Genomic DNA, 24,665 nt, shown 5'->3' on the forward strand with positions numbered 1-24,665 from the left:
CTCAGCGTCCTTTGAAGCTCGGGGTGCGTTTCTCCATGAAGGCACCAACGCCCTCGCGGTAGTCCTCGCTGCGCCCGGCCAGGCGCTGCAGGTCGCGCTCCAGCTCGAGCTGCTGGTCGAAGCCGTTGTCCAGGCTGGCGTTGAGGGCGCGCTTGATCAGGGCCAGGCCGTAGGTGGGCTGGGTGGCCAGGTGGCGCGCCAGCTTGAGGGCCTCGTCGCGCAGTGCGGCGTCGTCCACCACGCGGTGGATCAGCCCCCATTGCTCGGCCTGCTCGGCGCTCAGCCGCTCGCCCAGCAGGGCCAGGGCCTTGGCACGGGCCATGCCGACCAGGCGCGGCAGGCTCCAGGTGCCGCCGGAATCGGGGACCAGGCCGATCTTGCAGAAGGCCTGGATGAAGCTGGCCGAACGCGCCGCCAGCACCAGGTCGCAAGCCAGCGGGAGGTTGGCGCCGGCGCCGGCGGCCACGCCGTTGACCGCGCAGATCACCGGCAGCGGCAGGTCGCGCAGGGCGCGGATCAGCGGGTTGTAGAAGCGCTCGATGGACAGCCCCAGGTCGGGCATCTCGGCGCCCGGCGCGACATTGCGGTCGGCCAGGTCCTGCCCGGCACAGAAGCCACGGCCTTCGCCGGTGAGCAGCAATACGCGCACCTCCGGGTCCTGGCGCACGCGCTTGAGGGCCTCGCGGACCTCGCCGTGCATGGCGGCGTTGAAGCTGTTCAGCTGTTCGGGGCGGTTGAGGCTGAGGGTGGCGACCCCCGCCTCGATGGAAAACAGGATGTGCTCGAAATTCATGGCGTGCGCTCTATGGAGTCGAGTGGTGGGCGGCCGGGTCAGCGGCCGGTGAATTCGGGGGTGCGTTTCTCGCGGAAGGCGGCGAGGCCTTCTTCGCGGTCGGCTGTGCCGGCCAGCAGGGTGAAGGCGTGGCGCTCGAAGCGCAGGCCGCTGGCGAGGTCGGTGTCTTCGGCCTTGAGCAGCGCCTCCTTGGCCAGTCGCAAGGCGAGGGGTGCCTTGCTGGCGATGACGCGGGCGATGGCCAGGGCGCGCTCGACGGTGAATTCCGGCTGGGTCACTTCGCTCACCAGGCCGGCGCGCTGGGCGTGGCGGGCGTCGATGGCCTCGCCGCTGAGCACCATCTGCATGGCCAGGGACTTGCCCACGGCGCGCAGCAGGCGCTGGGTGCCGCCGGCGCCCGGCATGATGCCGAGGTTGATTTCCGGCTGGCCGAAGCGGGCGTCCTCGCCGGCGATGAGGATGTCGGCGTGCATGGCCAGCTCGCAGCCGCCGCCCAGGGCGAAGCCGTTGACTGCGGCGATCAGGGGTTTGGGGAAGCGGGCGATGCGTTGCCAGTGGGCCTGGCGCGGGTCGTCGAGGATGCCGACCAGGTCGCGCTCGGCCATCTCGTTGATGTCGGCACCGGCGGCGAAGGCCTTGCGGCTGCCGGTGAGCACCACCACGCGGGTCTGCGGGTCGCGCTCGGCGTCGTCCAGTTCCAGTGCCAGTTCGCCCAGCAGCTGGGTGTTCAGGGCGTTGAGCGCCTCCGGGCGTTGCAGGGTGATGAGGCGCACGCCTCTATCCGGTGGCAGGACGACGAGAGTCTGGGGCATGGAAGGGGCCCTCACGGCGCACGCACGGCATCTGGGCCGGCATTTGTTGTTGGATTGCCAGGCATCCGTCCGAGGGGCGGGCTGGCGTTTGCCGGAGTATACGCATGAAGCGATACAAAACAATAAGTATTGAATTGTATTTGTGTGTCTTTAATGGAGTGTCTTCTTGCGCTTCCTGGCGTGGAAGGTGTTGGCCTTTCGTCTGCGCGTGCGGTTGTTTTTCAGTATTCATGCGGGTTTCAGGCGGCAGTCAGTGGCTTTGCGTCAACCGATACGCGATCGCTGGCTTTATCCGATAAAAATGATGTGATACAAGTTGAGCCGTCTGCCGCATCGCTTTTTGTTGCGGTATCCGCTTGCGAGGATCGACCATGAGCCACCTTTTCCTGCTTCAACCCATCGCGCGGGGTGTTGCGCCATGACCTGCTACAGCCTCGACGGCCTGGTTCCGGTGGTCGACCCGAGCGCCTACGTGCACCCGTCGGCGGTGCTGATCGGCGACGTGATCATCGGCCCCAACTGCTATGTGGGCCCGCTGGCCAGCCTGCGCGGCGACTTCGGGCGGATCGTCCTGGAGGAGGGCGCCAACATCCAGGACACCTGCGTGATGCACGGCTTCCCGGACAGCGACACGGTGGTGGAGCGCAATGGCCATATCGGCCACGGCGCGGTGCTGCACGGCTGCCGCATCGGCGAGGACGCCCTGGTGGGCATGAATGCGGTGGTGATGGATGGCGCCCATATCGGTGCGCGCTCCTTCGTCTCCGCCGCGGCCTTCGTCAAGGCGCGCTTCGCGTGCCCGGAGCAGTCCCTGGTCATGGGCGCCCCGGCCGAGGTGAAGCGCCGCCTCAGCGACGAGGAAGTGGCCTGGAAGCAGCGCGGCACCCGGGAGTACCAGGTGCTGGCGCGGCGCTGCATGGCCAGCCTGGTGGCCTGCGAGCCGCTGGCGGCGGTGGAGGCCGGTCGCCCGCGCAACCGTGTCGATGGCCTGCGTCCGAAGGGGGCGTCGGCATGAGTGCGGCTGTGGTCAGCGCGCCGATGCGACGGGTATATTCGGCAACTTTCCAGCGCCCGGTTCGCCCATGACGTCCCTCGCTCCCCTGCAGCACCTCATCACCCGTTTCCAGGAGCAGACGCCGCTGCGCGCCAGCTCCCTGATCATCACCCTCTACGGCGATGCCATCGAGCCCCATGGCGGCACCGTGTGGCTGGGCAGCCTGATCCAGCTGCTGGAGCCGATCGGCGTCAATGAGCGGCTGATCCGCACCTCGATCTTCCGCCTGACCAAGGAAGGCTGGCTCACCGCCGAGAAGGTCGGCCGGCGCAGCTACTACAGCCTCACCGGCACCGGGCGGCGGCGTTTCGAGAAGGCCTTCAAGCGGGTGTACAGCTCCAGCCTGCCGGCCTGGGACGGTTCCTGGTGCCTGGTGATGCTCTCGCAACTGCCCCAGGAGAAGCGCAAACAGGTGCGCGAGGAGCTGGAGTGGCAAGGTTTTGGTGCGATTTCTCCCATCGTGCTGGCCTGCCCGCGCTGCGACCGCATGGATGTGAACGCCACCCTGCAGGACCTCGAGGCCCTGGAGGAAACCATCGTCTTCGAGACCACCGCCCAGGATGTACTCGCCTCCAGGGCCCTGCGCATGCAGGTTCGCGAGAGCTGGAACATCGACGAGCTGGCGGCGCACTACAGCGAATTCATCCAGCTGTTCCGCCCGCTGTGGCAGGTGCTGCGCGAACAGGAGGCGCTGCAGCCGCAGGACTGCTTCCTGGCACGAACCCTGCTGATACACGAGTACCGCAAATTGCTGCTGCGCGACCCGCAGCTGCCCGACGAACTGTTGCCGGGCGACTGGGAAGGGCGTGCGGCGCGCCAGCTGTGCCGCAATATCTATCGCCTGGTGCAAGCCAAGGCCGAGGAATGGCTCAATGGCGCACTGGAAACCGCAGACGGACCCCTGCCGGATGTCGGCGAAAGTTTCTATCGGCGATTCGGCGGGCTTAAATAGGGCTCCCTGTCTCGAAATGCCCCGGAGGGCGAAGTGCTTGGCGTGTCCCGCCGGGCCGCACCGCAGGTTGCGGGATGGCACGGAGGAAGAATGAACGAAGGTCGCCTCGATGCGGCCTTGAATAACAATAAGAAAGCTAGCCAGAGGCTCCATGGTCATGACTGCACGTGCACTGAGAACCGACCGCTTCGACGAATGGCTGCAGCGGATCAACCAGGTATGCGGACGCTTCTGCGCCAAGACCCTCGGGGATGAATTCTCCGGGGCGGTCCGCGAATACAAGTCCGGCGCCATCAAGCTGAGCTTCGTCGATGTCGCCCAGGCCCGGCTCTATCGCACCGAGCACGAGGTGGCGCAGAGCGACAGCCGGCATTTCTTCGCCGCCTTCCAGCTGCAGGGCGAGGCGAACATGGAGCAGGGCGGCAGCCGCGTGCGCCTGGCGCCCGGCGACATCACCCTGATCGACTCCTCGCTGCCCAGCGACTTCACCTACGGCGCCAATTCCCGGCAGCTGTCGTTGATCCTGCCGCGCCACCTGGTGGAGCAGAACCTGCGCTACGGCAGCGTGCGTTGCGCGCAGAAGATCGCCGCCACCTCGCCGATCGCGCTGCTCACCCATCGCCTGGTGCTGGAGGCCAGCCAGCACGAGTGCCTCAGCCAGCACGAGAGCGAGGCGACCCTGGATGCGGTGGTCAGCCTGCTGCGCCCGGCCATCAGCGCCGTCGATGCCGAGGGCGACGTGCATGAGCGGGTGTTCCGCAAGACTCTGGACTTCATCGATGCGCACATCCGTTCCGAGGAGCTGTGCCCGGAGCTGCTGGCACGCGAGGTGGGGGTTTCGGTGCGCGGCCTGTACCGCATGTTCTCGCGCAAGGGGCTGGTGGTGGCGCAATACATCAAGAACCGCCGCCTGGACTTCTGCGCCGAGTCCCTGCGCCTGGGCGGCGCCGAGCAGAAGCTTTCCGCCCTCGGCTATTCCTGGGGCTTCTCGGATTCCAGCTATTTCTCCACCGCCTTCAAGGCGCGCTTCGGCGTTTCTCCCGGCGAGTACCGCAAGCGCTATCAGCACTAGACGATCCTGGGCTGCGCGACTGCAGGGGCGAATTCATTCGCCCAGGCAGCGCGCAGCGCTGCCACAGGGTCCCGATCCGCTCCGTTTCCTGTTTGGATTGCGGGCGGTGATGCGGGCGTGGATGCGGGTGCAGGTGCAGGTGTGGCCAAGAGGGCGGTGCGGGTGGCGGCATGGCGGGCAACTCCGTTGCCCTTGGGCGAATGAATTCGCCCCTACGGGCGTTCCCGGGCGGGTGGGTGCCGGGTTTCTTCGCGAATGAATTCGCTCCCACAAGAGCGGCGCATTTTCTGCGCAAATGAAAACGGCAGCGCCTTGGCGCTGCCGTCGGGTGACCGTGCTTAGCGGATCACATGCCGTAGTTGCGGCGGAACTGGGCGATCAGCTTCTCCGGCTTGGGCTCTTCCTTGGTCAGGACGTAGACCACGCGCTGGCCGTCGGGGCCGCCGCCGATGTCGACGTAGCTGAAGGTGGGCTCGCCGATCTTGTACATGTCCATCATGTCGCCGTAGCGGCTGAACACGTAGATGATGCCTTCTTCGTCACGCAGCTCGCCGTAGAACGGCTGGGCCGGCGGCAGGCTGACGTCCAGGAAGCGCTGGGCGCTGGTCTTGGCTTCCTTGCCCTGGTCGTCGGCCTTGAGGATCAGGGTGATGTCGCGGTCGAAGCCGTCCTTCTTGCCGGTGGCTTTCTTCAGCGGGGCGGTGCCGTTCTGCATGAAGCCGCGATAGGTGGCGTAGTCGTCGAAGACGAACAGCTCCTTCTCGGTCCGGATCTGATACCAGTCCTCGTTGTTCAGCGCCTCGACCTTGGCCGGGGCGGCCGGCTGGGTGCTGCAGGCGGAAACGGCGATGGCCAGCGCGGCCAGGGTCAGCGATTGGATCAGGGTTTTCTTGTAGGGCATTTCATGGTCCTCCCCAGGATTGGTGAGACGCGAATCTGCCCGAGTCGTGTGACGGCGAGATGACGGCGATATGCCAGAAGTATTACGGCAAGGTTTCGGCGCCGGATACGCCTGTTTTCAAACGCATGCAGGCAAAAGTTAAAGTAAATTCTATATTTTTCAATTCCATATGAATCAATGGGTTGCGAGCGATTTGTAATCTTGCGTGTGATGAATCGAGCGACCTGCGGAGGCCCGCCTGTGCCCGCTTTTGTGGGAGCGAATTCATTCGCGAAGAAGCACACAGGCGACGCGGATTCGTGCCATGAATCGTCCTTCGGAGCGAGACCCGTAGGAGGGAGCTCTGCTCGCGAATGGCCCTGGCACCCTCCCATTGACCACCGTTGGGCCTCGCTACGCTCGGCGCCAACCTACGGCGGTGTGGCACGGCCCGGGATTGGGTTGTGACACCAGGCATCGCCGGTGGAGGTAAGGAGCGACCTCCATCCTGCATTCCGGGGCAGGCCCTGTTCTGAGAAAAAGAAAAGGCGACGGTTCGCACCGTCGCCTTGAGGGCCCGTTCGGCTGGGGGAGCCTGCGGGGCATCGAGGGTAAAGGGTCAGCCGCGGTAGTAGCGCTGCGGCACGAAGGGGGTCTTGGCGACCTTCATCGCCACGCGCTTGCCACGCACCACGGCCCAGATCTCGCTGTCGAGCGCGGCGTGGGCGGCGTTGACGTAGCCCATGGCCACCGGGCCGCCCAGGGTGGGGCCGAAGCCGCCGCTGGAGACGCGGCCGATGACGGTGCCGTCGGCGTCGACGATCTCGGCGCCTTCGCGCACCGGTACGCGTTCCTGGGGCAGCAGGCCGACGCGCTTGGCGGCCACGCCCTCGCGCTGCTGGGCGAAGATGCGCTCGGCACCGGGGAAGTCGCCGGCGCGCTCGCCATCGGCGCGGCGCACCTTGGAGATGGCCCAGGCCAGGCTGGCGTCGATGGGGGTGGTGGCGGTGTCCATGTCGTGGCCGTAGAGGCACAGGCCGGCCTCCAGGCGCAGCGAGTCGCGGGCGCCGAGGCCGATGGCCTGGACTTCCGGCTCGGCCAGCAGGGCGCGGGCCAGGGCCTCGGCCTTGTCGGCGGGCACGGAGATCTCGTAGCCATCCTCGCCGGTGTAGCCGGAGCGGCTGACGTAGCACTCGACGCCCAGCAGGCGGGCGCTGCCGAACTGCATGAAGGTCATCTTCGCCACCTCGGGCGCCAGGCGTGCCAGCACGGTGACTGCCGCCGGGCCCTGCAGGGCGAGCAGGGCGCGTTCCTCGAACAGCGGCTCGATCTCGCAACGGTCGCCGATGTGCGCGCGCAGGTGGGCCAGGTCCTGGTCCTTGCAGGCGGCGTTGACCACCAGGAACAGCTCGTCCGCCCCCAGGCGCGCCACCATCAGGTCATCGAGGATGCCGCCGTTGGCATCGGTGAACACGGCGTAGCGCTGCAGGCCCACCGGCAGGTCGATGATGTCCACCGGCACCAGGGTCTCCAGGGCCTTGGCGGCGTCGCTGCCACGCAGGCGGATCTGCCCCATGTGGGACACATCGAACAGCCCGGCCTGCTCACGGGTGTGCAGGTGCTCCTTCATCACGCCCAGCGGGTACTGCACCGGCATGTCGTAGCCGGCGAAGGGAACCATTTTCGCTCCGAGTTCGAGGTGGAGGCTGTGCAGCGGGGTCTTGGCGAGGGTCATGTAAATCTCCTTCGGAAGCTGCAAGCCACAAGCGGCAAGCCGCAAGCAGGTGGCAGCAAAACGGTGTTTTCACTTGAAGCTTGCGGCTTGAAACTTGCCGCTGCTATCAACATTCAATGATGTTCACGGCTAGGCCGCCGCGAGCGGTTTCCTTGTATTTGCTCTTCATGTCGGCCCCGGTCTGGCGCATGGTGCGGATGACCTTGTCCAGGGAGATGAAGTGCTGGCCGTCGCCGCGCAAGGCCATGCGGGCGGCGTTGATGGCCTTCACCGAACCCATGGCGTTGCGTTCGATGCAGGGCACCTGGACCAGGCCGCCGACCGGGTCGCAGGTCAGCCCCAGGTTGTGTTCCATGCCGATCTCGGCGGCGTTCTCCACCTGTTGCACGCTGCCGCCCATGACTTCGCACAGCGCGCCGGCGGCCATGGAGCAGGCCACGCCGACTTCGCCCTGGCAGCCCACTTCGGCGCCGGAAATGGAGGCGTTCTCCTTGTAGAGGATGCCGATGGCGGCGGCGGTGAGCAGGAAGCGCTCCACGCCCTCGTCATTGGCACCGGGGACGAAGCGTGCGTAGTAGTGCAGCACCGCCGGGACGATGCCGGCCGCGCCGTTGGTGGGCGCGGTGACCACGCGCCCGCCGGTGGCGTTCTCCTCGTTCACCGCCAGGGCGTAGAGGTTGACCCAGTCGAGCACCGTCAGGCTGTCGCGCAGGGCGGCCTCCGGGCGCTCGCTGAGCTGGCGGAACAGGGCGGCGGCGCGGCGCTTGACCTTGAGCCCGCCGGGCATGATGCCTTCCTTGCGGCAGCCGGCCTTCACGCAGTCCTGCATCACCTGCCAGATGCGCTGCAGCCCGGCGCTGGTCTCCTCGGGGCTGCGCCAGGCCTTTTCGTTCTCGCGCATCAGTGCGCTGATCGAGAGGCCGCTGGCGGCGCAGTGGGCGAGCAGTTCCTTGCCGGTCTTGAAGGGGTAGGCGAGCGGGGTCTGGTCCTCGACGATGCGGTCGTGCCCGGCGGCTTCCTCGTCCACCACGAAACCGCCGCCCACCGAGTAGTACTCGCGCGAGCGCAGCTGCAGCCCGGCGGCATCGAAGGCGCGGAAGATCATGCCGTTGGGGTGGTAGGGCAAGGGCCGGCGGATCATCGCCAGGTGGTCCTTCTCGACGAAGCGGATGGCCTTCTCGCCACCCAGGCGCAGCTCGCCGTCCTTGCGCATGCGCGCCAGGCGGGTGTCGATGTGTTCGGTATCCACGGTGTCGGGCTGTTCGCCTTCCAGGCCGAGCAGCACGGCCTTGTCGCTGCCGTGGCCCTTGCCGGTGGCGCCGAGGGAGCCGTAGAGCTCCACCCGCAGGACTTCCGTGGCGGCCAGCAGGCCTTCGCGGCGCAGGCCGTCGACGAAGCGCGCGGCCGCCCGCATCGGGCCGACCGTGTGGGAGCTGGAAGGGCCGATGCCGATCTTGAACAGGTCGAAGACGCTGAGGGACATGGTGTCGCTCCTGAGCCTGGATCGTGCTCGTTGTTATTGGGTCAGCGTAGACACTGGGGGATATCGGGCCTCGCGGCCCGACGGTCGTTCGGTGGGCCCCCGCGTTCGCGGGAGTGACAGGGCACCCGCAAGGCGCCCCGTGCATCGTCATTCCCGCGCAGGCGGGAACCCGCTGGGTCGGTCAGGCGTCCTGGTACGCCTCGATGGACGGGCAGGCGCAGACCAGGTTGCGGTCGCCGAAGACGTTGTCGACACGGCCCACCGGCGGCCAGTACTTGCCGTCCACCAGGCTGGCGGTCGGGTACACGGCCTGTTCGCGGCTGTAGGGGTGGGTCCACTCGCCGACCAGCTCCGCCGCGGTGTGCGGGGCGTTCTTCAGCGGGTTGTCGTTGGCGTCCAGGGCGCCGGTCTCCACCGCGCGTATCTCGTTGCGGATGCGGATCATGGCGTCGCAGAAGCGGTCCAGCTCTTCCTTGGACTCGCTCTCGGTCGGCTCGATCATCAGCGTGCCGGCCACCGGGAAGGACATGGTGGGGGCGTGGAAGCCGAAGTCGATCAGGCGCTTGGCCACGTCGTCGACGCTGATGCCGCTGCTGTCCTTGAGCGGGCGCAGGTCGAGGATGCACTCGTGGGCCACCAGGCCGTTGGTGCCGGTGTAGAGCACCGGGTAGTGCTCTTCCAGGCGCCGGGCGATGTAGTTGGCGTTGAGGATCGCCATCTGCGAGGCGCGACGCAGGCCGGCGCCACCCATCATGCGGATGTACATCCAGGTGATCGGCAGGATGCTGGCGCTGCCGAAGGGCGCGGCGCTGACCGCGCCTTCCTTGCGCGCCAGATGGCCGTGGCCGGGCAGGAAGGGCGCCAGGTGGGCCTTGACGCCGATCGGGCCGACGCCCGGGCCGCCGCCCCCGTGGGGGATGCAGAAGGTCTTGTGCAGGTTCAGGTGGGACACGTCGCCGCCGAACTGGCCCGGGGCGCAGAGGCCGACCATGGCGTTCATGTTGGCGCCGTCGATGTACACCTGGCCGCCGTTGGCGTGGATGATCTCGCAGATTTCGCGGATGCCTTCCTCGAACACGCCGTGGGTGGAGGGGTAGGTGATCATGATCGCGGCGAGGCGGTCGCGGTGTTCCTCGGCCTTGGCCTTGAGGTCGGCGATGTCGACGTTGCCGCGGGCGTCGCAGGCGGTCACGACCACGCGCATGCCGACCATGTTGGCGGTCGCCGGGTTGGTTCCGTGGGCCGATTGCGGGATCAGGCAGATGTCGCGCTGGTCGTCGCCACGGCTCAGGTGGTAGGCGCGGATGGCCAGGAGGCCGGCGTACTCGCCCTGGGAGCCGGCGTTGGGCTGCAGCGACACGGCGTCATAGCCGGTGGCGGCGCAGAGCATGGCTTCCAGCTCGGTGGTCAGCTGCTGGTAGCCCTCGGACTGCTCGGCCGGGGCGAAGGGGTGCAGGTTGCCGAACTCGGCCCAGGTGACCGGGATCATCTCGCTGGCGGCGTTCAGCTTCATGGTGCAGGAGCCCAGCGGGATCATGCTGCGGTCCAGCGCCAGGTCCTTGTCGGCCAGCTTGCGCATGTAGCGCATCAGCTCGGTTTCGGAGTGGTAGCGGTTGAATACCGGGTGGGCGAGGATCGCCGACTCGCGCAGCAGCGCGGTGGGCAGGCGGCTGGGGATGGTCGCGGCCAGCTCGGCGAAGGCGGGCAGTGCCTGGCCGTCGGCGAAGATCGCCCACAGCGCTTCGACGCTGGCCTGGGTGGTGGTCTCGTCGAGGGAGAGGCCCAGGCGCTGGTCGTCGACCACGCGCAGGTTGATGCGGTGCTCGCGGGCCTTGGCGTGCAGCTCGGCGGTGCGCGCGCCGGTGGCCAGGGTCAGGGTGTCGAAGAAGCTCTGCTGCTCGACGGTGACGCCCAGCTTGGCCAGGCCCTGGGCGAGGATGGCGGTGAGCTGGTGCACGCGCTTGGCGATGCGGGTCAGCCCCTGCGGGCCGTGGTACACGGCATACATGCTGGCGATGTTGGCCAGCAGCACCTGCGCGGTGCAGATGTTGCTGGTGGCCTTCTCGCGGCGGATGTGCTGCTCGCGGGTCTGCATGGCCAGGCGCAGGGCCGGCTTGCCGTGGCGGTCGATGGAGACGCCGACGAGGCGGCCCGGCATGTCGCGCTTGAAGGCGTCGCGGGTGGCGAAGTAGGCCGCGTGCGGGCCGCCGAAGCCCAGCGGCACGCCGAAGCGCTGGGCGCTGCCCAAGGCCACGTCGGCACCGAACTCGCCCGGGGCCTTGAGCAGGGTCAGGGCCAGCAGGTCGGCGGCCACGGCCACCAGGGCGCCGGCGGCGTGGAAGCGCTCCACCAGCTCGGCGTTGTCGAACAGGTCGCCATTGCTGGCCGGGTATTGCAGCAGCGCGCCGAAGTAGGGGCTGGCGTCGGTCAGCTCGCGCTCGTCACCTACTACCACTTCGATGCCCAGCGGCTCGGCGCGGGTGCGCAGCACGTCGAGGGTCTGCGGGTGGCAGTGGCGGGAGGCGAAGAAGGCATTGCCGGCCTTGTTCTTCGACAGGCGCTTGCAGAAGGTCATGGCCTCGGCGGCGGCAGTGCCTTCGTCGAGCAGCGAGGCATTGGAGATCGGCAGGCCGGTGAGGTCGCTGATCAGGGTCTGGAAGTTCAGCAGCGATTCCAGGCGGCCCTGGGAGATTTCCGGCTGGTACGGGGTGTAGGCGGTGTACCAGGCGGGGTTTTCCAGCAGGTTGCGCAGGATCGGCGAGGGCGTGTGGGTGCCGTAGTAGCCCTGGCCGATGTAGTTGGTGAACAGCTGGTTCTTGCCGGCGATGGCCTTGATCGCGGCGAGGGCGTCGGCCTCGCTCTGGCCCGGGCCCATGTCGAGCACGCTGGTGCCCTTGATGCTGTCCGGGATGACGCTGGTGCTCAGGGCTTCCAGATCGGCGTAGCCGAGCAGGTCGAGCATGGCCTGGGTATCGGCGTCGCGCGGGCCGATGTGGCGGGCGATGAATTCGTTGGTGGTGCCGAGGGCGTTGGTCTGGGTGGGCATGGTCGGGCTCCTCAGGCGTTCTTGATCAGGGCTTCGTACGCGGCGCGGTCCATCAGGTCGGCCAGCACGGCGTTGTCGGCCAGGCGCATGCGGAAGAACCAGCCCTTGCCGAGCGGGTCTTCGTTGACCAGTTCGGGGCTGTCGTTGAGGGTTTCGTTGATTTCGAGCACGTCGCCGTCCAGCGGCATGACGATGTTGCTGGCGGCCTTGACCGATTCCAGCACCGCGACTTCCGCGCCCTGCGCATAGGCCTGGAGCTCCGGCAGCTGCACGAAGACCACGTCACCCAGCGCCTCCTGGGCGTACTCGGTGATGCCCACGGTCACCTGGCCATCGGCCTCCAGGCGCAGCCATTCGTGTTCGGCGGTGAAACGCAACTCGCTCATTCGGAACTCCTCGATGCTTTGGCCCGGTTCTTTGCCGGGCGCTCTATGGACCCCCGCACGGAACGACGTCCCGTGCTGTCTGGTCGGCTAGTTAGCAAGGGTGGTGCCAGGATGGTCATGGCCAGATAAAACAAGGGGTTGGAGGTGATTCGAGAGGTCTTGCACGAAGATGGGTGTAGCGAAAACGCTACAGAAAATGAGGGTTTTCCACGGGGCGCAGGGGGCGTGTCAGGAACGGCGGGGTGCGGGGCCGGATGTTACGGAGTCGTTACGCTGTAGCGAATTCGCTACGGGTCAAGATTGTCATGAATTAAAATCCATATAAATCAATAAATTAGTATTGTTTTGTAGAAGAAATATGAGGTTTTAAGCCGTAGGATGGCGTAGAGCGAAGCGAAACCCATCGAGAAGGTGCCGGGAGCCAGCATGGGTTTCGCTTCGCTCTACCCATCCTACGTGGCGATTCTTTTTAAAATAGTCAATTAAAACAGTTGGATATGGAAATATATTGAGGTGTTACATCAATTTTTGCCGGGTATCCCGTACTTGCGCAAGCGGTGGGCAATGGCGGTGTGCGAGGTCTGCAGCCGTGCCGCCAGCTGGCGCGTGGAGGGGTAGCGGGTGAAGAGCTTTTCCAGCAGCGCGCGCTCGAAGTTCTCCACGGCCTCTTCCAGGCTGTTCACCTCGCCGTCGTTCTGGCGGGCGACGGCGGTGCCGGCGATGTCCAGGTCGCCTATCTCGACGATGCTGCTCTCGCAGATCGCCGCGGCGCGGAAGATCACGTTCTGCAACTGGCGCACGTTGCCGGGCCAGCGGTTACCCAGCAGCGCCGGATAGGTGCCCGGCGCCAGGCGGCAGGGCGGGCGCTGGATCTGGGTGCAGGCCTGCTGCATGAAGAAGCGTGCCAGCAGGAGGATGTCCTGCCCCCGTTCGCGCAGCGGCGGCACGTCCAGGTTGAGCACGTTGAGTCGGTAGAACAGGTCCTCGCGGAAGCTGCCCTCGGCCACCATCTTCTCCAGGTCGCGGTGGGTGGCGCTGAGGATGCGCACGTCCACCTTCACCTCGCGATCGCCGCCCACCCGGCGGAAGCAGCCATCGCTGAGAAAGCGCAGCAGCTTGGCCTGCAGGTAGGGCGACATCTCGCCGATCTCGTCGAGGAACACCGTGCCCTGGTTGGCCAGCTCCAGCAGCCCCGGCTTGCCGCCGCGCTGGGCGCCGGTGAAGGCGCCCGGGGCATAGCCGAACAGCTCGCTTTCGGCGAGGTTCTCCGGCAATGCCGCGCAGTTCAGCGCCAGGAACGGCTGGTTGTGCCGCGCGCTGACGGCGTGGCAGGCCCGCGCCACCAGCTCCTTGCCGGTGCCGGTCTCGCCGTTGATCAGCAACGGCGCGTCCAGGGCCGCCACGCGCAGGGCGCGGGCCTTGAGGGTGCGGATGGGCTGGGAGTCGCCCAGCAGCGCGTCGAAGCCTTCGGCGTGATCGTGGTGCAGGGCCGAGAGGCGCTCGCCGATGCGGTTGGGCAGGTAAAGGGTGAGCAGCGCACCGGCCAGGTGCTCGCCTTCGGTGATGGGCACGGCGTCGAGCATCAGCGCCTGGCCCTTGAGCGTCACCTCGCGCAGCGGCAGGCGGAAACCCTGCTCGCGCAGCACGTTGTGCAGGCTGTCGTCGGCGAACAGCTGGGCCAGCGTCGCGCCTTCCAGTTCACCGCCATGCAGGGCCAGCAGCGCCGGGTTGGCCAGCAGCACGCGGCCGTCCCGGTCCACCGCCAGCACCGGGTCGGTCATGGCCGCCAGCAGTGCATCCAGCTGCAGCCGGTGGCGCTGGCCGGGGAGGATGTCCACCACCGTCACCTCCTGCACGCCATGCACCTTGTGCAGCGCGCCGCGCAGCTCGTCCAGCACCTCGGCGCTGAGGGTGGGCGCGTCGATGTAGACGTTCGGCGGGACCATCTCCACCGCATCCAGGTTGAGGTTGCGCCCGCCCAGCAGGGCGAGGACTTCCTGGGTGATGCCGACGCGATCGATGAAGGTGACGTGAATGCGCATGGAAGGCGGAGCCGCTGGATGAAAGCCGCAGATTATGCCCGCTCGGGGTGGTGCGGGGCCATGGCTTGTGCCGTGCAGCGGAACCGGCCGCCGGTGGCCCCGGAGAAAGTTCGAACTTTGCCCCGCGAGGGGGTTCGGAACTAGCACACCACTTCCGCAACCCGGCGCGGCCCCAGCCGGCCTCCATGCGCCGGTCAGAAGGAGCCAGACCGATGTCCCTGAACACCCCAGCCGAGTCCGCCGCGCGCCTTTCCGGGGCGCTGCAACTGGATGAGGCCCTGGCCTTCCCGCGTATCGCCATCGAGTCCGTCGAGCCCCAGCTGGAGGGCGGCCGCTTCGCCGCCAAGGCCATCGAGGGCGAGGCCCGCACCGTCACGGCGGTGATCTTCGCCGATGGCCACGACAAGCTCGCCGGCCAGGTGCTCTGGCGCCTGGTCGAGGACCCCGAGTGGCAGCGCGTGCCCCTGGAGTTCCTCGGCAACGACCACTGGCAGGCCAGCTTCGTGCCGCCGCGCGTGGGCCGCATGGTGTTCGCCGTGGAAGCCTGGTGGGACCTCTACGGCAGCTACTGCTACGAGCTGTCGAAGAAGCACGGCGCCGGCGTGCCCATCAAGCTGGAGCTGCAGGAAGGCGAGCTGTTGCTGCGCCAGGCCCTGGAACAGGCCCCGGCGGCCCTGGTGGACGAGCTGCAGGCGCTGCTCACGCGCCTGGAGGAGACCCCGTCCATCGACGAGCGCGTGGCCCTGCTGCTGGCGCCCGGGACCGTGGCCGCCGTGACTCGGGTCGAGGCCCATCCCCACCGTGTGCGCAGCCCGCTGTACCCGCTGGACGTGGAACGCAAGCGGGCCGAGTTCGCCAGCTGGTACGAGCTGTTCCCGCGCTCGGCGGCCAACGACGGCAAGCGCCACGGCACCTTCCGCGACGTCATCGCGCGGCTGCCGGACATCCAGGCCATGGGCTTCGACGTGCTCTACTTCCCACCCATCCACCCCATTGGCCGTACCCACCGCAAGGGGCCGAACAATTCCCTCAAGGCCGGCCCGGACGACCCCGGCAGCCCCTACGCCATCGGCAGTGCCGAGGGCGGCCACGAGGCCATCCACCCGCAACTGGGCAGCCGCGAGGACTTCCAGGCCCTGGTCCAGGCCGCCCGCGAGCACGGCCTGGAGATCGCCCTCGACTTCGCCATCCAGTGCTCCCCGGACCACCCCTGGCTGGCCCAGCACCCCGGCTGGTTCAGCTGGCGACCCGACGGCAGCATCCGCCACGCCGAGAACCCGCCGAAGAAGTACGAGGACATCGTCAACGTCGACTTCTACGCCCGGGATGCCCAGCCCGACCTGTGGCTGGCCCTGCGCGACGTGGTCAAGGGCTGGGTGGAGCAGGGCGTGACCCTGTTCCGCGTCGACAACCCTCACACCAAGCCGCTGCCGTTCTGGGAATGGCTGATCGCCGACATCCGCGCCGCCCATCCCGAGGTGATTTTCCTCGCCGAGGCCTTCACCCGGCCGGCGGTCATGGCGCGCCTGGGCAAGGTCGGCTTCACCCAGAGCTACACCTACTTCACCTGGCGCAACACCAAGGAGGAGCTCGCCCAGTACTTCACCGAGCTCAACCAGCCGCCCCTGTGCGACTGCTACCGGCCGAACTTCTTCGTCAACACGCCGGACATCAACCCCTTCCCGCTGCACGGCCAGGGCCGCGCCGCCTTCCTCATCCGCGCCGCCCTGGCGACCATGGGTTCCGGCCTCTGGGGCATGTACTCGGGCTTCGAGATCTGCGAGTCGGCACCGGTGCCGGGCAAGGAGGAGTACCTGGATTCGGAGAAGTACCAGCTGCGCCAGCGCGACTACCGGGCCCCCGGCAACATCGTCAGCGAGATCGCCCAGCTCAACCGCATCCGCCGCGCCAACCCGGCGTTGCAGACCCACCTGGGGCTGCAGGTCTACAACGCCTGGAACGACAATATCCTGTACTTCGGCAAGCGCACCGCCGACCGCTCCAACTTCATCCTCATCGCCATCAGCCTCGACCCGCACAACGCCCAGGAGGCGCATTTCGAGCTGCCGCTGTGGGAACTGGGCCTGCCCGAGGACGCCGCCACCCACGGCGAGGACCTGATGAACGGCCACACCTGGACCTGGCACGGCAAGACCCAGTGGATGCGCATCGAGCCCTGGCACCAGCCCTTCGGCATCTGGCGCATCCGCGCCGCGACCTGAGGGCAGAGCCATGGCGAAGAGACAGCGGCCCGCCGCCTTCCTCAACGACCCGCTCTGGTACAAGGACGCGGTGATCTACCAGGTGCACGTGAAGTCGTTCTTCGACTCCAACAACGACGGCATCGGCGACTTCCCCGGCCTGATCGACAAGCTCGACTACATCGCCGAGCTGGGCGTGAACACCATCTGGCTGCTGCCGTTCTACCCTTCGCCACGGCGCGACGACGGCTACGACATCGCCGAATACCGCGGCGTGCACCCCGACTACGGCAGCATGGCCGACGCCCGCCGCTTCATCGCCGAAGCCCACCGCCGCGGCCTGCGGGTGATCACCGAGCTGGTCATCAACCACACCTCCGACCAGCACCCCTGGTTCAAGCGCGCCCGCGAGGCGAAGAAGGGCTCCCGGGCGCGGGACTACTACGTCTGGTCCGACACCGACCAGCACTACCAGGGCACGCGGATCATCTTCCTCGACACCGAGAAGTCCAACTGGACCTGGGACCCGGTGGCCGGGCAGTACTTCTGGCACCGCTTCTACTCCCACCAGCCCGACCTCAATTTCGACAACCCCCAGGTGATGCGCGAAGTGCTCGCCGTGATGCGCTTCTGGCTCGACCTGGGCGTCGACGGCCTGCGCCTGGACGCCATCCCGTACCTGATCGAGCGCGACGGCACCCACAACGAGAACCTCCCCGAGACCCACCAGGTGCTCAAGCGCATCCGCGCCGAACTGGACGCCAAGTACCCCGACCGCATGCTCCTGGCCGAGGCCAACCAGTGGCCCGAGGACACCCAGCTGTATTTCGGCGGCAACGAGAGCGGCGAGGGCGACGAATGCCACATGGCCTTCCACTTCCCGCTGATGCCGCGCATGTACATGGCCATCGCCCAGGAAGACCGGTTCCCCATCACCGACATCCTGCGGCAGACCCCGGACATCCCCGCCAACTGCCAGTGGGCCATCTTCCTGCGCAACCACGATGAGCTGACCCTGGAAATGGTCACCGACCAGGAGCGCGACTACCTCTGGGACTACTACGCCGCCGACCGCCGCGCGCGCATCAACCTGGGGATCCGCCGGCGCCTGGCGCCCCTGGTGGAGCGCGACCGCCGGCGCATCGAGCTGCTCAACAGCCTGCTGCTGTCCATGCCCGGCACGCCGACCCTCTACTACGGCGACGAGATCGGCATGGGCGACAACATCTTCCTCGGCGACCGCGACGGCGTGCGCACGCCCATGCAGTGGTCCATCGACCGCAACGGCGGCTTCTCCCGCGCCGACCCCGCGAGCCTGGTGCTGCCGCCGATCATGGACCCGCTCTACGGCTTCCAGACCATCAACGTCGAGGCCCAGGCGCGCGATCCGCACTCGCTGCTCAACTGGACACGGCGCATGCTCGCCGTGCGCAAGCAGCAGAAGGCCTTCGGGCGCGGCAGCCTGAAGATGCTGTCACCGGCCAACCGCCGCATCCTCGCCTACCTGCGCGAGTACACCGGGCCCGACGGCCGCCACGAGATCGTCCTCTGCGTGGCCAACCTGTCCCGCGCCGCCCAGGCCGCCGAACTCGAGCTCTCCGCCTACGACGGCAAGGTGCCGGTCGAGATGGTCGGTGGCTCGCCATTCCCGCCGATCGGCCAGCTCAACTACCTGCTGACCCTGCCGCCGTACGGCTTCTACTGGTTCCTGCTCGCAGACGAGGCGCAAATGCCCACCTGGCACGTACCCCCCGTGGACCGGCTGCCCGAGCTGCCCACCCTGGTCATCAAGCACGACCTGCAGGAGCTGCTGCGCGGCGCTGCCGGCGGCACCCTGGCGCGGGAATCCCTGCCGGCCTACCTGCCCAAGCGCCGCTGGTTCTCCGGCGACGGCGCGGGCGAGGTGCGCCTGCTCTATGCCGTGCCCTTCGGCGAGGCGGACGAGCTCTGCGTGCTGGCCGAGGTGGAAAGCCGCGACGGCGAGCGCCGCGAGCACTACCAGTTGCCGCTGGCTTTCGTCGCCGAACACCAGGCGGGCAGCGCCGTGCCCGAGCAACTGGCCCTGGCGCGCCTGCGCCGGGGGCGCCAGGTCGGCCTGCTCACCGACGCCTTCACCCTGCCGGGCTTCGTCCGCCAGGTGGTGCGCCAGCTGAGTCGCGGCCAGGTGCTGCGCTGGCAGGGCAGCGAGCTGCAGTTCGCCCCGACCTCGCGCCTGGTGGACTTCATCGGCGCCCTGGACGGCGACGTCAACCTCGTCTCCGCCGAGCAGTCCAACAGCTCGGCGGTGATCGGCGAGAGCATGGTGCTCAAGCTGGTGCGCCGGGTGCTGCCCGGCATCCACCCGGAAACCGAGATGGGCGGCTACCTCACCGAGCAGGGCTTCGCCAACATCCCGCCGTTGCTGGGCGAGGTGCGCCGGGTCGACGAAGCCGGCACCCCGCACACGCTGATGGTGCTGCAGGCCTTCCTCAGCAACCAGGGCGACGCCTGGCAATGGACGCAGAACACCCTGGAACGCGCCGTGCGTGACGAGCTGGCCGGTGGCGTGTCCGGGCTGGAGAGCCAGTACACCGCGCTGGTGGAACTGGAAGCCTTCGCCCGCATGCTCGGCCGCCGCCTCGGCGAGATGCACGAGGTGCTCGCCCGCCCCAGCGACAACCCCGACTTCGGCTACCGGGGCAGCGACACGCCGGAAACCGACGCCTGGGCCCACAGCGTCGGCGTGCAGCTGCGGGAGGCACTGGAGCGGGTGGCCGAATCCCGCGAAGGCCTTTCCGACTCCGCCCGGGCGCTGGCCGACTGGCTGGGCAGCCACCAGGCCGGACTGCTGGAGGTGGTCGACAAGCTGGCCCGGCGCAGCGCCGGCGGCATCCGCATCCGCGTGCACGGCGACCTGCACCTGGGGCAGGTACTGGTGGCCCAGGGCGATGCCTTCATCATCGACTTCGAAGGCGAGCCGACCCGCAGCCTGGACGAGCGCCGCGCCCACCACAGCCCGCTGAAGGACGTGGCCGGCATGCTGCGCTCCTTCGACTACGCCGCCGCCATGGCCCTGCGCAACGCCCAGGGCGCCGATGCCTCCAGCGAGGCCGAGGCGGCCCGCCAGCGCATCGCCAGCGCCTACCGCAGCCAGGCCCGCACGGCCTTCCTTGACGCCTATCGGCTGGCCGCCGCCAACCTGCCGCACGCCTGGCACGAGCGTGACGGCGAGGTCGCCGCCCTGGCCCTGTTCAGCATCGAGAAGGCCGCCTACGAAATCCTTTACGAAGCCCGCTACCGCCCCGATTGGCTGGATGTGCCGATGCTGGGGCTGGTGGAACTGGGCCGCCATCTCCTGGGGAGCAAGAAATGAATGATGTGACGATGGAGCAGGGCGCCGACCGCGCCCAGATCGAGGCACTGGTGCGTGCCGAGCACGGCGACCCCTTCGCCTTCCTCGGCCCGCACCACGACGACCAGGGCCCGGTGGTCCGGGCCTACCTGCCGGGCGCCCTGGGCGTCGAGCTGCTGGATGGCGACAGCGGCCAGACCCTGTGCCCCTTCGAACAGGCCGCCACGCCGGGCCTGTTCATCGCCCGGCCCGCGCAACTGCAGCGCTACCGCCTGCGCATCCACTGGAGCGAAGGCGTGCAGGAAACCGAAGACCCCTACGCCTTCGGCCCGCTGCTGGGCGAGACCGACCTCTACCTGTTCGCCGAGGGCAACCATCGCGAGCTGGGCAAGGTCTTCGGCGCCCAGCTCACCGAGCACGAAGGCGTGGCCGGCGTGCGTTTCGCCCTGTGGGCGCCCAATGCCCGGCGCGTCTCCGTGGTGGGCGCGTTCAACGGCTGGGACGGGCGCCGCCACCCCATGCGCCTGCGTCACCCGGCGGGGGTCTGGGAGCTGTTCGTGCCCCGCCTGCAGGCGGGCGAGGTGTACAAGTACGAGCTGCTCGGCCAGCACGGCCTGCTGCCGCTCAAGGCCGACCCGGTGGCCCTGGCCACCGAGCTGCCGCCGGCCACCGGCTCGGTGGTCAGCGCGCCGCTGGACTTCCACTGGCAGGACCAGGACTGGATGGACGGCCGCCAGCGCGGCCAGGCCCATGACCGCCCGCTGTCGATCTACGAGGTGCACGTCGGCTCCTGGCGCAAGGAGGGTGGCAACGACGGCCGCGTGCTCAACTGGCACGAGTTGGCCGAACAGCTGATTCCCTACGTGCAGGAGCTGGGCTTCAGCCATATCGAGCTGCTGCCGATCATGGAGCACCCCTTCGGCGGTTCCTGGGGCTATCAGCCGCTGTCGCAGTTCGCGCCCACCTCGCGCTACGGCAGCCCGCGCGACTTCGCCGCCTTCATCGACGCCTGCCACCGCGCCGGCATCGGCGTCATCCTCGACTGGGTGCCGGCGCATTTCCCCACCGACGCCCACGGCCTGGGCCGCTTCGACGGCACCGCGCTGTACGAGTACGAACACCCCTTCGAGGGCTTCCACCAGGACTGGGACACCTACATCTACAACCTCGGCCGCACCGAGGTGCACGGCTTCATGCTGGCCTCCGCGCTGCACTGGCTGCGCGCCTACCACATCGACGGGCTGCGCGTGGACGCCGTGGCCTCGATGCTCTACCGCGACTACTCGCGCAAGGACGGGGAGTGGATCCCCAACCGCCACGGTGGGCGCGAGAACCTGGAGGCCATCGACTTCCTGCGCCATCTCAACGACGTGGTCGCCACCGAGGCGCCGGGCGCGCTGGTGATAGCCGAGGAGTCCACCGCCTGGCCCGGCGTCAGCCGGCCCACCCGCGAAGGCGGCCTGGGCTTCGCCTACAAATGGAACATGGGCTGGATGCACGACAGCCTGAAGTACGCCAGCGAAGACCCGGTCAACCGCAGCCATCACCACCACCAGCTGACCTTCGGCCTGCTCTACGCCTTCTCCGAGCACTTCATCCTGCCCATCTCCCATGACGAGGTGGTGCACGGCAAGCGCTCGCTGCTGGACAAGATGCCCGGCGACCGCTGGCAGAAGTTCGCCAACCTGCGCCTCTACTTCAGCTTCATGTGGAGCCATCCGGGCAAGAAGCTGCTGTTCATGGGCTGCGAGTTCGGCCAGTGGCGCGAGTGGAGCCATGACAGCGAACTGGACTGGTACCTGCTGCGCTACGGCGAGCACCAGGGCGTGCAGACCCTGCTGCGCGACCTCAACGCCCTGTACCGCGCCGAGCCTGCGCTGCACCAGCTGGACGGCGTCGCCGAAGGCTTCCAGTGGCTGATCGGCGATGACAAGGGCAACAGCGTCTACGCCTGGCTGCGCAAGGGCCAGGACGGCGCGCCGCTGCTGGTGGTGCACAACTTCACCCCCGTGCCGCGCTCGGGCTACCGCATCGGCGTGCCGCTGCCGGGCACCTGGCAGGTGCTGCTCAACAGCGACGCCGAAGGGTACGCCGGCAGCAACGCCGGCACCCTCGCCGAAGCGCACGCCGAGGACGAGGCCAGCCACGGCCAGCCCCACTCCCTGGTGCTCGACCTCCCGCCGCTGGGCGCGCTGATCCTCAAGCCCACCTCGACCTAGGTGGGCGTGAGCAAGGCGAGGCCCAACGGTGAGAGGTCGGGCCGGGCGCAAGGGCGAGGTTTGCGTAGGGTGGAGGTCGCTTTTCACCTCCACCAGCGGTGTTTCGCCGGGCCGCGATGGTGGATGGGTGAAGCGCCATCCACCCTACACACTGCGTTGGGCTTCGTGCCTCAACCCAACCTGCATCCGCGCCAGGACGGCTCCAATTTGTGGGAGCGGCTTCAGCCGCGAAAGACCCGCAGCCGGCACAAGGTTTCGCGCAGCCGGACATCCCATCGCGAATGAATTCGCTCCCACAAGGGGCGGTAGCCCGGCTGCAGGCCGTAGGTTGGCGCCGAGCGCAGCGAGGCCCACCGGTGCGGGGCCGGCTCTGCTGCGTTGGGCTTCGTGCCTCAACCCAACCTGCATCCGTGCCAGGACGGCTCCAATTTTGTGGGAGCGGCTTCAGCCGCGAAAGACCCGCAGCCGGCACAAGGTTTCGCGCGGCTGGACATCCCATCGCGAATGAATTCGCTCCTACGGGAACGGCCCCATCACCTGGCGGTAATGCTCGGTGCCTTGCGCTGTCTGGCGGGTGAGGGTGAGTTCCAGGCCCTGGGGGTTTTCCACCGGGGTGCCGGTGAGGGTGGTCCAGCCCTTGCCGGGGCGCCAGGTGCGCAGGTCGAAGTCGCTCACGCCACTCATCACCGCCACGCCCTTGCCGGGTGCCGGCAGCGGGTAGCGCGAGCCGGCGCTGGAGGCGGCGCGGTACAGGGTGTCGCCCTCCACCCACCAGCGCACCCGCAGCAGCAGGCCGGGGCGGGACGGGGCGACGCGGACCAGCTCCAGGCGCGGCGGCCCGGTGCCGCCACCGCGCAGCACCAGGGCCGGCGGCCCGGAGCGGATCGGCAGCGCGTCGGCGTCGGCGTCCGGGCGCAGGGGTTCCAGCAGCTCGGTGGTGGCGCGTTGGGCAAGGTCGCGCTGCAACTGGTTGAGCGCGTGCAGCAGCTCATCGTTGCGTTCGGCAGCTGCCTGCAGGTGCGCGTCGCTGCGGCTCACGCTGTCCAGGCCGCGCCAGGCCACCAGCGACACCAGGGCCATCAGCAGGATCGCCACCATCACCTCGATCAGGGTGAAACCATGCTGACCCCTCATCACTGCACCTCGATGCGGCCGGACGGCTCGCGCACGACCCTGACGCTGTTGTGCCCATCCGACAGCTCGATGCGCGCCGGCTCGCCGATCCACTCGGCGTCGATCAGCAGCCAGCGCCCGCTGCTCAGGCGCACGTCCAGCGGGCTCACCTGCCAGGTGCGCGGGCGCAGCTGCGGGTCGCCGGCGAACACCCGCGCATCGGCACCGCCATCTTCCAGGCGCAGGAAGCGGTAACCGCGTGCGTCCGGTTGCCAGGCGATGGCGCGACCGTCAGCGCGGGCCTCGTCCTGGGCACTCTGCAACAGCAGCGCCAGGCGCTTGGCGTCCTCGCGCAGCAGGCGCGCCGGGTCGGGGCGGATGCTCAGGCTCACCGCCGCCGTGGCGATGCCGACGATCACCAGCACCACCATCAGCTCGATCAGGGTGAACCCCCGTTGCGCGTGCCCGGCACACTCGGGAGGAGATGACATAAAACCGTGAAGATCGGCTGCTAGCGTCGGCGCCAGGAATTTCCGGAGAACCGTCGCATGCGCCTTGTCAGCCGCTTCAACCCCGCCGCATGGGTCCAGGGCACCGCACTGGCGGCGACCCTGGCGGGCCTGGTCACCTGGGGCTTGCTGCTGGGCGACCCCGGGCCCCAGCAGGCCCAGGCGCTCAGCCGGCCCCCGCAGCCGGTGCCTGCCGCCGCCCGGGAGGCGGCGCAATGGTTCGCCAGCCGCGCCAGCCAGCTGGACGTGCGCCTCACCGGGCTGTTCGCCGGGGAGCGTGGCGCCGTAGCCATCCTCGCGGTGGACGACGCGCCGCCCCGCGCCTTCCTCGCTGGCGAGAGCCTGGGGGAGGGCGTACGCCTGGACGCCATCGAACGGGACGCGGTGATCATCGCCCGGGGCGGTGAAACCCAGCGCCTGTCCATCGCCCGCCTGCCCGACGCGCCGCCGCTGCCCTCGCTGCGCTGAGTTCACGGCGTCACCTGCAGGCGGTCGCGCGCCACCAGGGTTTCCAGGCGCGCCAGGGGCGGGCCGCCACGTTCACGGTCGTACACGCGCAGGCTCAGTTGCAGCAGGTCGCCCAGCGGGGTCACGCGCTGCTCGCAGCTCAACCGCAGGCGCCCCTGATCACAGTCCAGCACCTTGCGGCCGACACCCGGCAGCCCCTCCAGGCGCAGCTCGGCGAGGCGCGACTGGGCCGCCAGCAGGGCGATGGAACGGTCGCGCAGCAAGCCGTCGGCCTGGGTCATCTGCCCGGCGGCACGCACCGCCGCCGACATGGCCACGGCAACGATGGCCAGCGCCACCAGCACTTCGATCAGGGTGAAACCGGCCGCTTGCCGGGGCGTTGCGTGGGCCTTGCGCATGGGCGGGTCACGGGTCGGTGAAGGAGGCTCCAGCCTAGCGCCGGCGTCTGACGAAACGCTGACGGAAACACCGGAGGACGGCGCCCCCAAACGCGGGCCTATCGGCGCGCAGCCCCCTGCCACGGGCGTCGTGGCGGGGCGCGGGGGAAATCCTCCCGAGGATTTTCAATA

The 24,665-nt window shown here is 68.3% G+C and carries 18 protein-coding genes; 7 read left to right on the forward strand and 11 right to left on the reverse strand.

Translation table 11 applies throughout. The features are described 5' to 3' along the window. Position 1: 1 nt before the first annotated feature. Positions 2 to 793: a 2-(1,2-epoxy-1,2-dihydrophenyl)acetyl-CoA isomerase PaaG gene (gene paaG, locus WFQ67_RS17550; protein WP_213630270.1), complete on the reverse strand. Its 792-nt coding sequence runs from the start codon at positions 791 to 793 to the stop codon at positions 2 to 4. Between the two features lie 38 nt (positions 794 to 831). Beyond that, positions 832 to 1,605 (reverse strand): 2,3-dehydroadipyl-CoA hydratase PaaF, encoded by a 774-nt coding sequence (gene paaF, locus WFQ67_RS17555; protein ID WP_337057701.1) that lies wholly within the window; start codon positions 1,603 to 1,605, stop codon positions 832 to 834. Between the two features lie 418 nt (positions 1,606 to 2,023). Here paaF and paaY point away from each other — a divergent pair, with 418 nt between their 5' ends. The 3 genes from paaY (at position 2,024) to feaR (ending at position 4,683) form a co-directional block, all read left to right on the forward strand. Beyond that, positions 2,024 to 2,620 (forward strand): phenylacetic acid degradation protein PaaY, encoded by a 597-nt coding sequence (gene paaY, locus WFQ67_RS17560; RefSeq protein WP_337057703.1) that lies wholly within the window; start codon positions 2,024 to 2,026, stop codon positions 2,618 to 2,620. 67 nt (positions 2,621 to 2,687) lie between these two features. Further along, entirely contained in the window at positions 2,688 to 3,611 is a 924-nt protein-coding gene (gene paaX, locus WFQ67_RS17565) for a phenylacetic acid degradation operon negative regulatory protein PaaX (protein ID WP_337057704.1), read from the forward strand. Positions 3,612 to 3,762: 151 nt separating this feature from the next. Then, a complete protein-coding gene (gene feaR, locus WFQ67_RS17570; protein ID WP_337057705.1) occupies positions 3,763 to 4,683 on the forward strand; it encodes a transcriptional regulator FeaR in 921 nt (306 codons plus the stop codon). A gap of 346 nt (positions 4,684 to 5,029) precedes the next feature. Here the strand turns inward: feaR and WFQ67_RS17575 are convergent, their stop codons facing one another. The 6 genes from WFQ67_RS17575 to WFQ67_RS17600 form a co-directional block, all read right to left on the reverse strand. After that, positions 5,030 to 5,584: a hypothetical protein gene (locus WFQ67_RS17575; protein WP_111262645.1), complete on the reverse strand. Its 555-nt coding sequence runs from the start codon at positions 5,582 to 5,584 to the stop codon at positions 5,030 to 5,032. 598 nt (positions 5,585 to 6,182) lie between these two features. Continuing rightward, entirely contained in the window at positions 6,183 to 7,298 is a 1,116-nt protein-coding gene (gene gcvT / locus WFQ67_RS17580) for a glycine cleavage system aminomethyltransferase GcvT (protein ID WP_213630278.1), read from the reverse strand. 106 nt (positions 7,299 to 7,404) lie between these two features. Then, positions 7,405 to 8,781 (reverse strand): L-serine ammonia-lyase, encoded by a 1,377-nt coding sequence (locus tag WFQ67_RS17585; protein WP_213630280.1) that lies wholly within the window; start codon positions 8,779 to 8,781, stop codon positions 7,405 to 7,407. Positions 8,782 to 8,962: 181 nt separating this feature from the next. Further along, positions 8,963 to 11,827 carry an aminomethyl-transferring glycine dehydrogenase gene (gene gcvP, locus WFQ67_RS17590; protein WP_337057707.1) on the reverse strand — a complete coding sequence of 955 codons (2,865 nt, stop codon included), beginning with the start codon at positions 11,825 to 11,827 and terminating at the stop codon, positions 8,963 to 8,965. Between the two features lie 11 nt (positions 11,828 to 11,838). Beyond that, positions 11,839 to 12,213, reverse strand: coding sequence for a glycine cleavage system protein GcvH (gene gcvH / locus WFQ67_RS17595; protein ID WP_173179622.1), 375 nt, complete (start codon positions 12,211 to 12,213; stop codon positions 11,839 to 11,841). Between the two features lie 521 nt (positions 12,214 to 12,734). After that, positions 12,735 to 14,255 carry a sigma-54-dependent transcriptional regulator gene (locus tag WFQ67_RS17600; RefSeq protein ID WP_337057708.1) on the reverse strand — a complete coding sequence of 507 codons (1,521 nt, stop codon included), beginning with the start codon at positions 14,253 to 14,255 and terminating at the stop codon, positions 12,735 to 12,737. A 212-nt stretch (positions 14,256 to 14,467) separates the two neighbouring features. Here WFQ67_RS17600 and WFQ67_RS17605 point away from each other — a divergent pair, with 212 nt between their 5' ends. Genes WFQ67_RS17605 through glgB form a run of 3 tightly spaced genes read left to right on the forward strand, consistent with a single transcriptional unit; the run spans position 14,468 to position 22,006 of the window. Continuing rightward, positions 14,468 to 16,477, forward strand: a complete 2,010-nt coding sequence (locus tag WFQ67_RS17605; RefSeq protein WP_337057709.1) for an alpha-1,4-glucan--maltose-1-phosphate maltosyltransferase — start codon at positions 14,468 to 14,470, stop codon at positions 16,475 to 16,477. A 10-nt stretch (positions 16,478 to 16,487) separates the two neighbouring features. Then, the gene (gene treS, locus WFQ67_RS17610; protein ID WP_337057711.1) at positions 16,488 to 19,808 is read left to right on the forward strand and encodes a maltose alpha-D-glucosyltransferase; all 3,321 of its coding nucleotides are present in this window, start codon (positions 16,488 to 16,490) and stop codon (positions 19,806 to 19,808) included. Next, positions 19,805 to 22,006, forward strand: coding sequence for a 1,4-alpha-glucan branching protein GlgB (glgB, locus tag WFQ67_RS17615; RefSeq protein WP_337057712.1), 2,202 nt, complete (start codon positions 19,805 to 19,807; stop codon positions 22,004 to 22,006). The genes treS and glgB overlap by 4 nt, the downstream gene beginning before the upstream one ends. 516 nt (positions 22,007 to 22,522) lie before the next feature. Here glgB and WFQ67_RS17620 read toward each other — a convergent pair. Together WFQ67_RS17620 and gspH are read right to left on the reverse strand one after the other, a co-directional pair. Beyond that, positions 22,523 to 23,140 (reverse strand): PulJ/GspJ family protein, encoded by a 618-nt coding sequence (locus tag WFQ67_RS17620; RefSeq protein ID WP_337057713.1) that lies wholly within the window; start codon positions 23,138 to 23,140, stop codon positions 22,523 to 22,525. Further along, on the reverse strand, positions 23,140 to 23,610 hold the full coding sequence (gene gspH / locus WFQ67_RS17625; RefSeq protein WP_175384263.1) for a type II secretion system minor pseudopilin GspH: 471 nt from the start codon (positions 23,608 to 23,610) through the stop codon (positions 23,140 to 23,142). Before gspH ends, WFQ67_RS17620 begins: the two co-directional genes overlap by 1 nt. Positions 23,611 to 23,667: 57 nt before the next feature. Between gspH and WFQ67_RS17630 the strand changes: the two genes are divergently transcribed. Then, positions 23,668 to 24,096, forward strand: a complete 429-nt coding sequence (locus tag WFQ67_RS17630; RefSeq protein ID WP_337057714.1) for a type II secretion system protein N — start codon at positions 23,668 to 23,670, stop codon at positions 24,094 to 24,096. Positions 24,097 to 24,098: 2 nt separating this feature from the next. Here the strand turns inward: WFQ67_RS17630 and gspI are convergent, their stop codons facing one another. Next, positions 24,099 to 24,494 (reverse strand): type II secretion system minor pseudopilin GspI, encoded by a 396-nt coding sequence (gspI, locus tag WFQ67_RS17635; RefSeq protein ID WP_213630294.1) that lies wholly within the window; start codon positions 24,492 to 24,494, stop codon positions 24,099 to 24,101. Positions 24,495 to 24,665: the final 171 nt, after the last annotated feature.

The sequence above is a fragment of the Pseudomonas sp. USHLN015 genome (assembly GCF_037153275.1).
In the GTDB taxonomy this organism is placed as follows: Bacteria; Pseudomonadota; Gammaproteobacteria; order Pseudomonadales; family Pseudomonadaceae; genus Metapseudomonas; species Metapseudomonas tohonis.

Coding starts and splice junctions, on each gene's coding strand:
- paaG (WP_213630270.1), bottom strand. CDS start 793: ATGAATTTCGAGCACATCCTGTTTTCCATCGAGGCGGGGGTCGCCACC.
- paaF (WP_337057701.1), bottom strand. CDS start 1,605: ATGCCCCAGACTCTCGTCGTCCTGCCACCGGATAGAGGCGTGCGCCTC.
- paaY (WP_337057703.1), top strand. CDS start 2,024: ATGACCTGCTACAGCCTCGACGGCCTGGTTCCGGTGGTCGACCCGAGC.
- paaX (WP_337057704.1), top strand. CDS start 2,688: ATGACGTCCCTCGCTCCCCTGCAGCACCTCATCACCCGTTTCCAGGAG.
- feaR (WP_337057705.1), top strand. CDS start 3,763: ATGGTCATGACTGCACGTGCACTGAGAACCGACCGCTTCGACGAATGG.
- WFQ67_RS17575 (WP_111262645.1), bottom strand. CDS start 5,584: ATGCCCTACAAGAAAACCCTGATCCAATCGCTGACCCTGGCCGCGCTG.
- gcvT (WP_213630278.1), bottom strand. CDS start 7,298: ATGACCCTCGCCAAGACCCCGCTGCACAGCCTCCACCTCGAACTCGGA.
- WFQ67_RS17585 (WP_213630280.1), bottom strand. CDS start 8,781: ATGTCCCTCAGCGTCTTCGACCTGTTCAAGATCGGCATCGGCCCTTCC.
- gcvP (WP_337057707.1), bottom strand. CDS start 11,827: ATGCCCACCCAGACCAACGCCCTCGGCACCACCAACGAATTCATCGCC.
- gcvH (WP_173179622.1), bottom strand. CDS start 12,213: ATGAGCGAGTTGCGTTTCACCGCCGAACACGAATGGCTGCGCCTGGAG.
- WFQ67_RS17600 (WP_337057708.1), bottom strand. CDS start 14,255: ATGCGCATTCACGTCACCTTCATCGATCGCGTCGGCATCACCCAGGAA.
- WFQ67_RS17605 (WP_337057709.1), top strand. CDS start 14,468: ATGTCCCTGAACACCCCAGCCGAGTCCGCCGCGCGCCTTTCCGGGGCG.
- treS (WP_337057711.1), top strand. CDS start 16,488: ATGGCGAAGAGACAGCGGCCCGCCGCCTTCCTCAACGACCCGCTCTGG.
- glgB (WP_337057712.1), top strand. CDS start 19,805: ATGAATGATGTGACGATGGAGCAGGGCGCCGACCGCGCCCAGATCGAG.
- WFQ67_RS17620 (WP_337057713.1), bottom strand. CDS start 23,140: ATGAGGGGTCAGCATGGTTTCACCCTGATCGAGGTGATGGTGGCGATC.
- gspH (WP_175384263.1), bottom strand. CDS start 23,610: ATGTCATCTCCTCCCGAGTGTGCCGGGCACGCGCAACGGGGGTTCACC.
- WFQ67_RS17630 (WP_337057714.1), top strand. CDS start 23,668: ATGCGCCTTGTCAGCCGCTTCAACCCCGCCGCATGGGTCCAGGGCACC.
- gspI (WP_213630294.1), bottom strand. CDS start 24,494: ATGCGCAAGGCCCACGCAACGCCCCGGCAAGCGGCCGGTTTCACCCTG.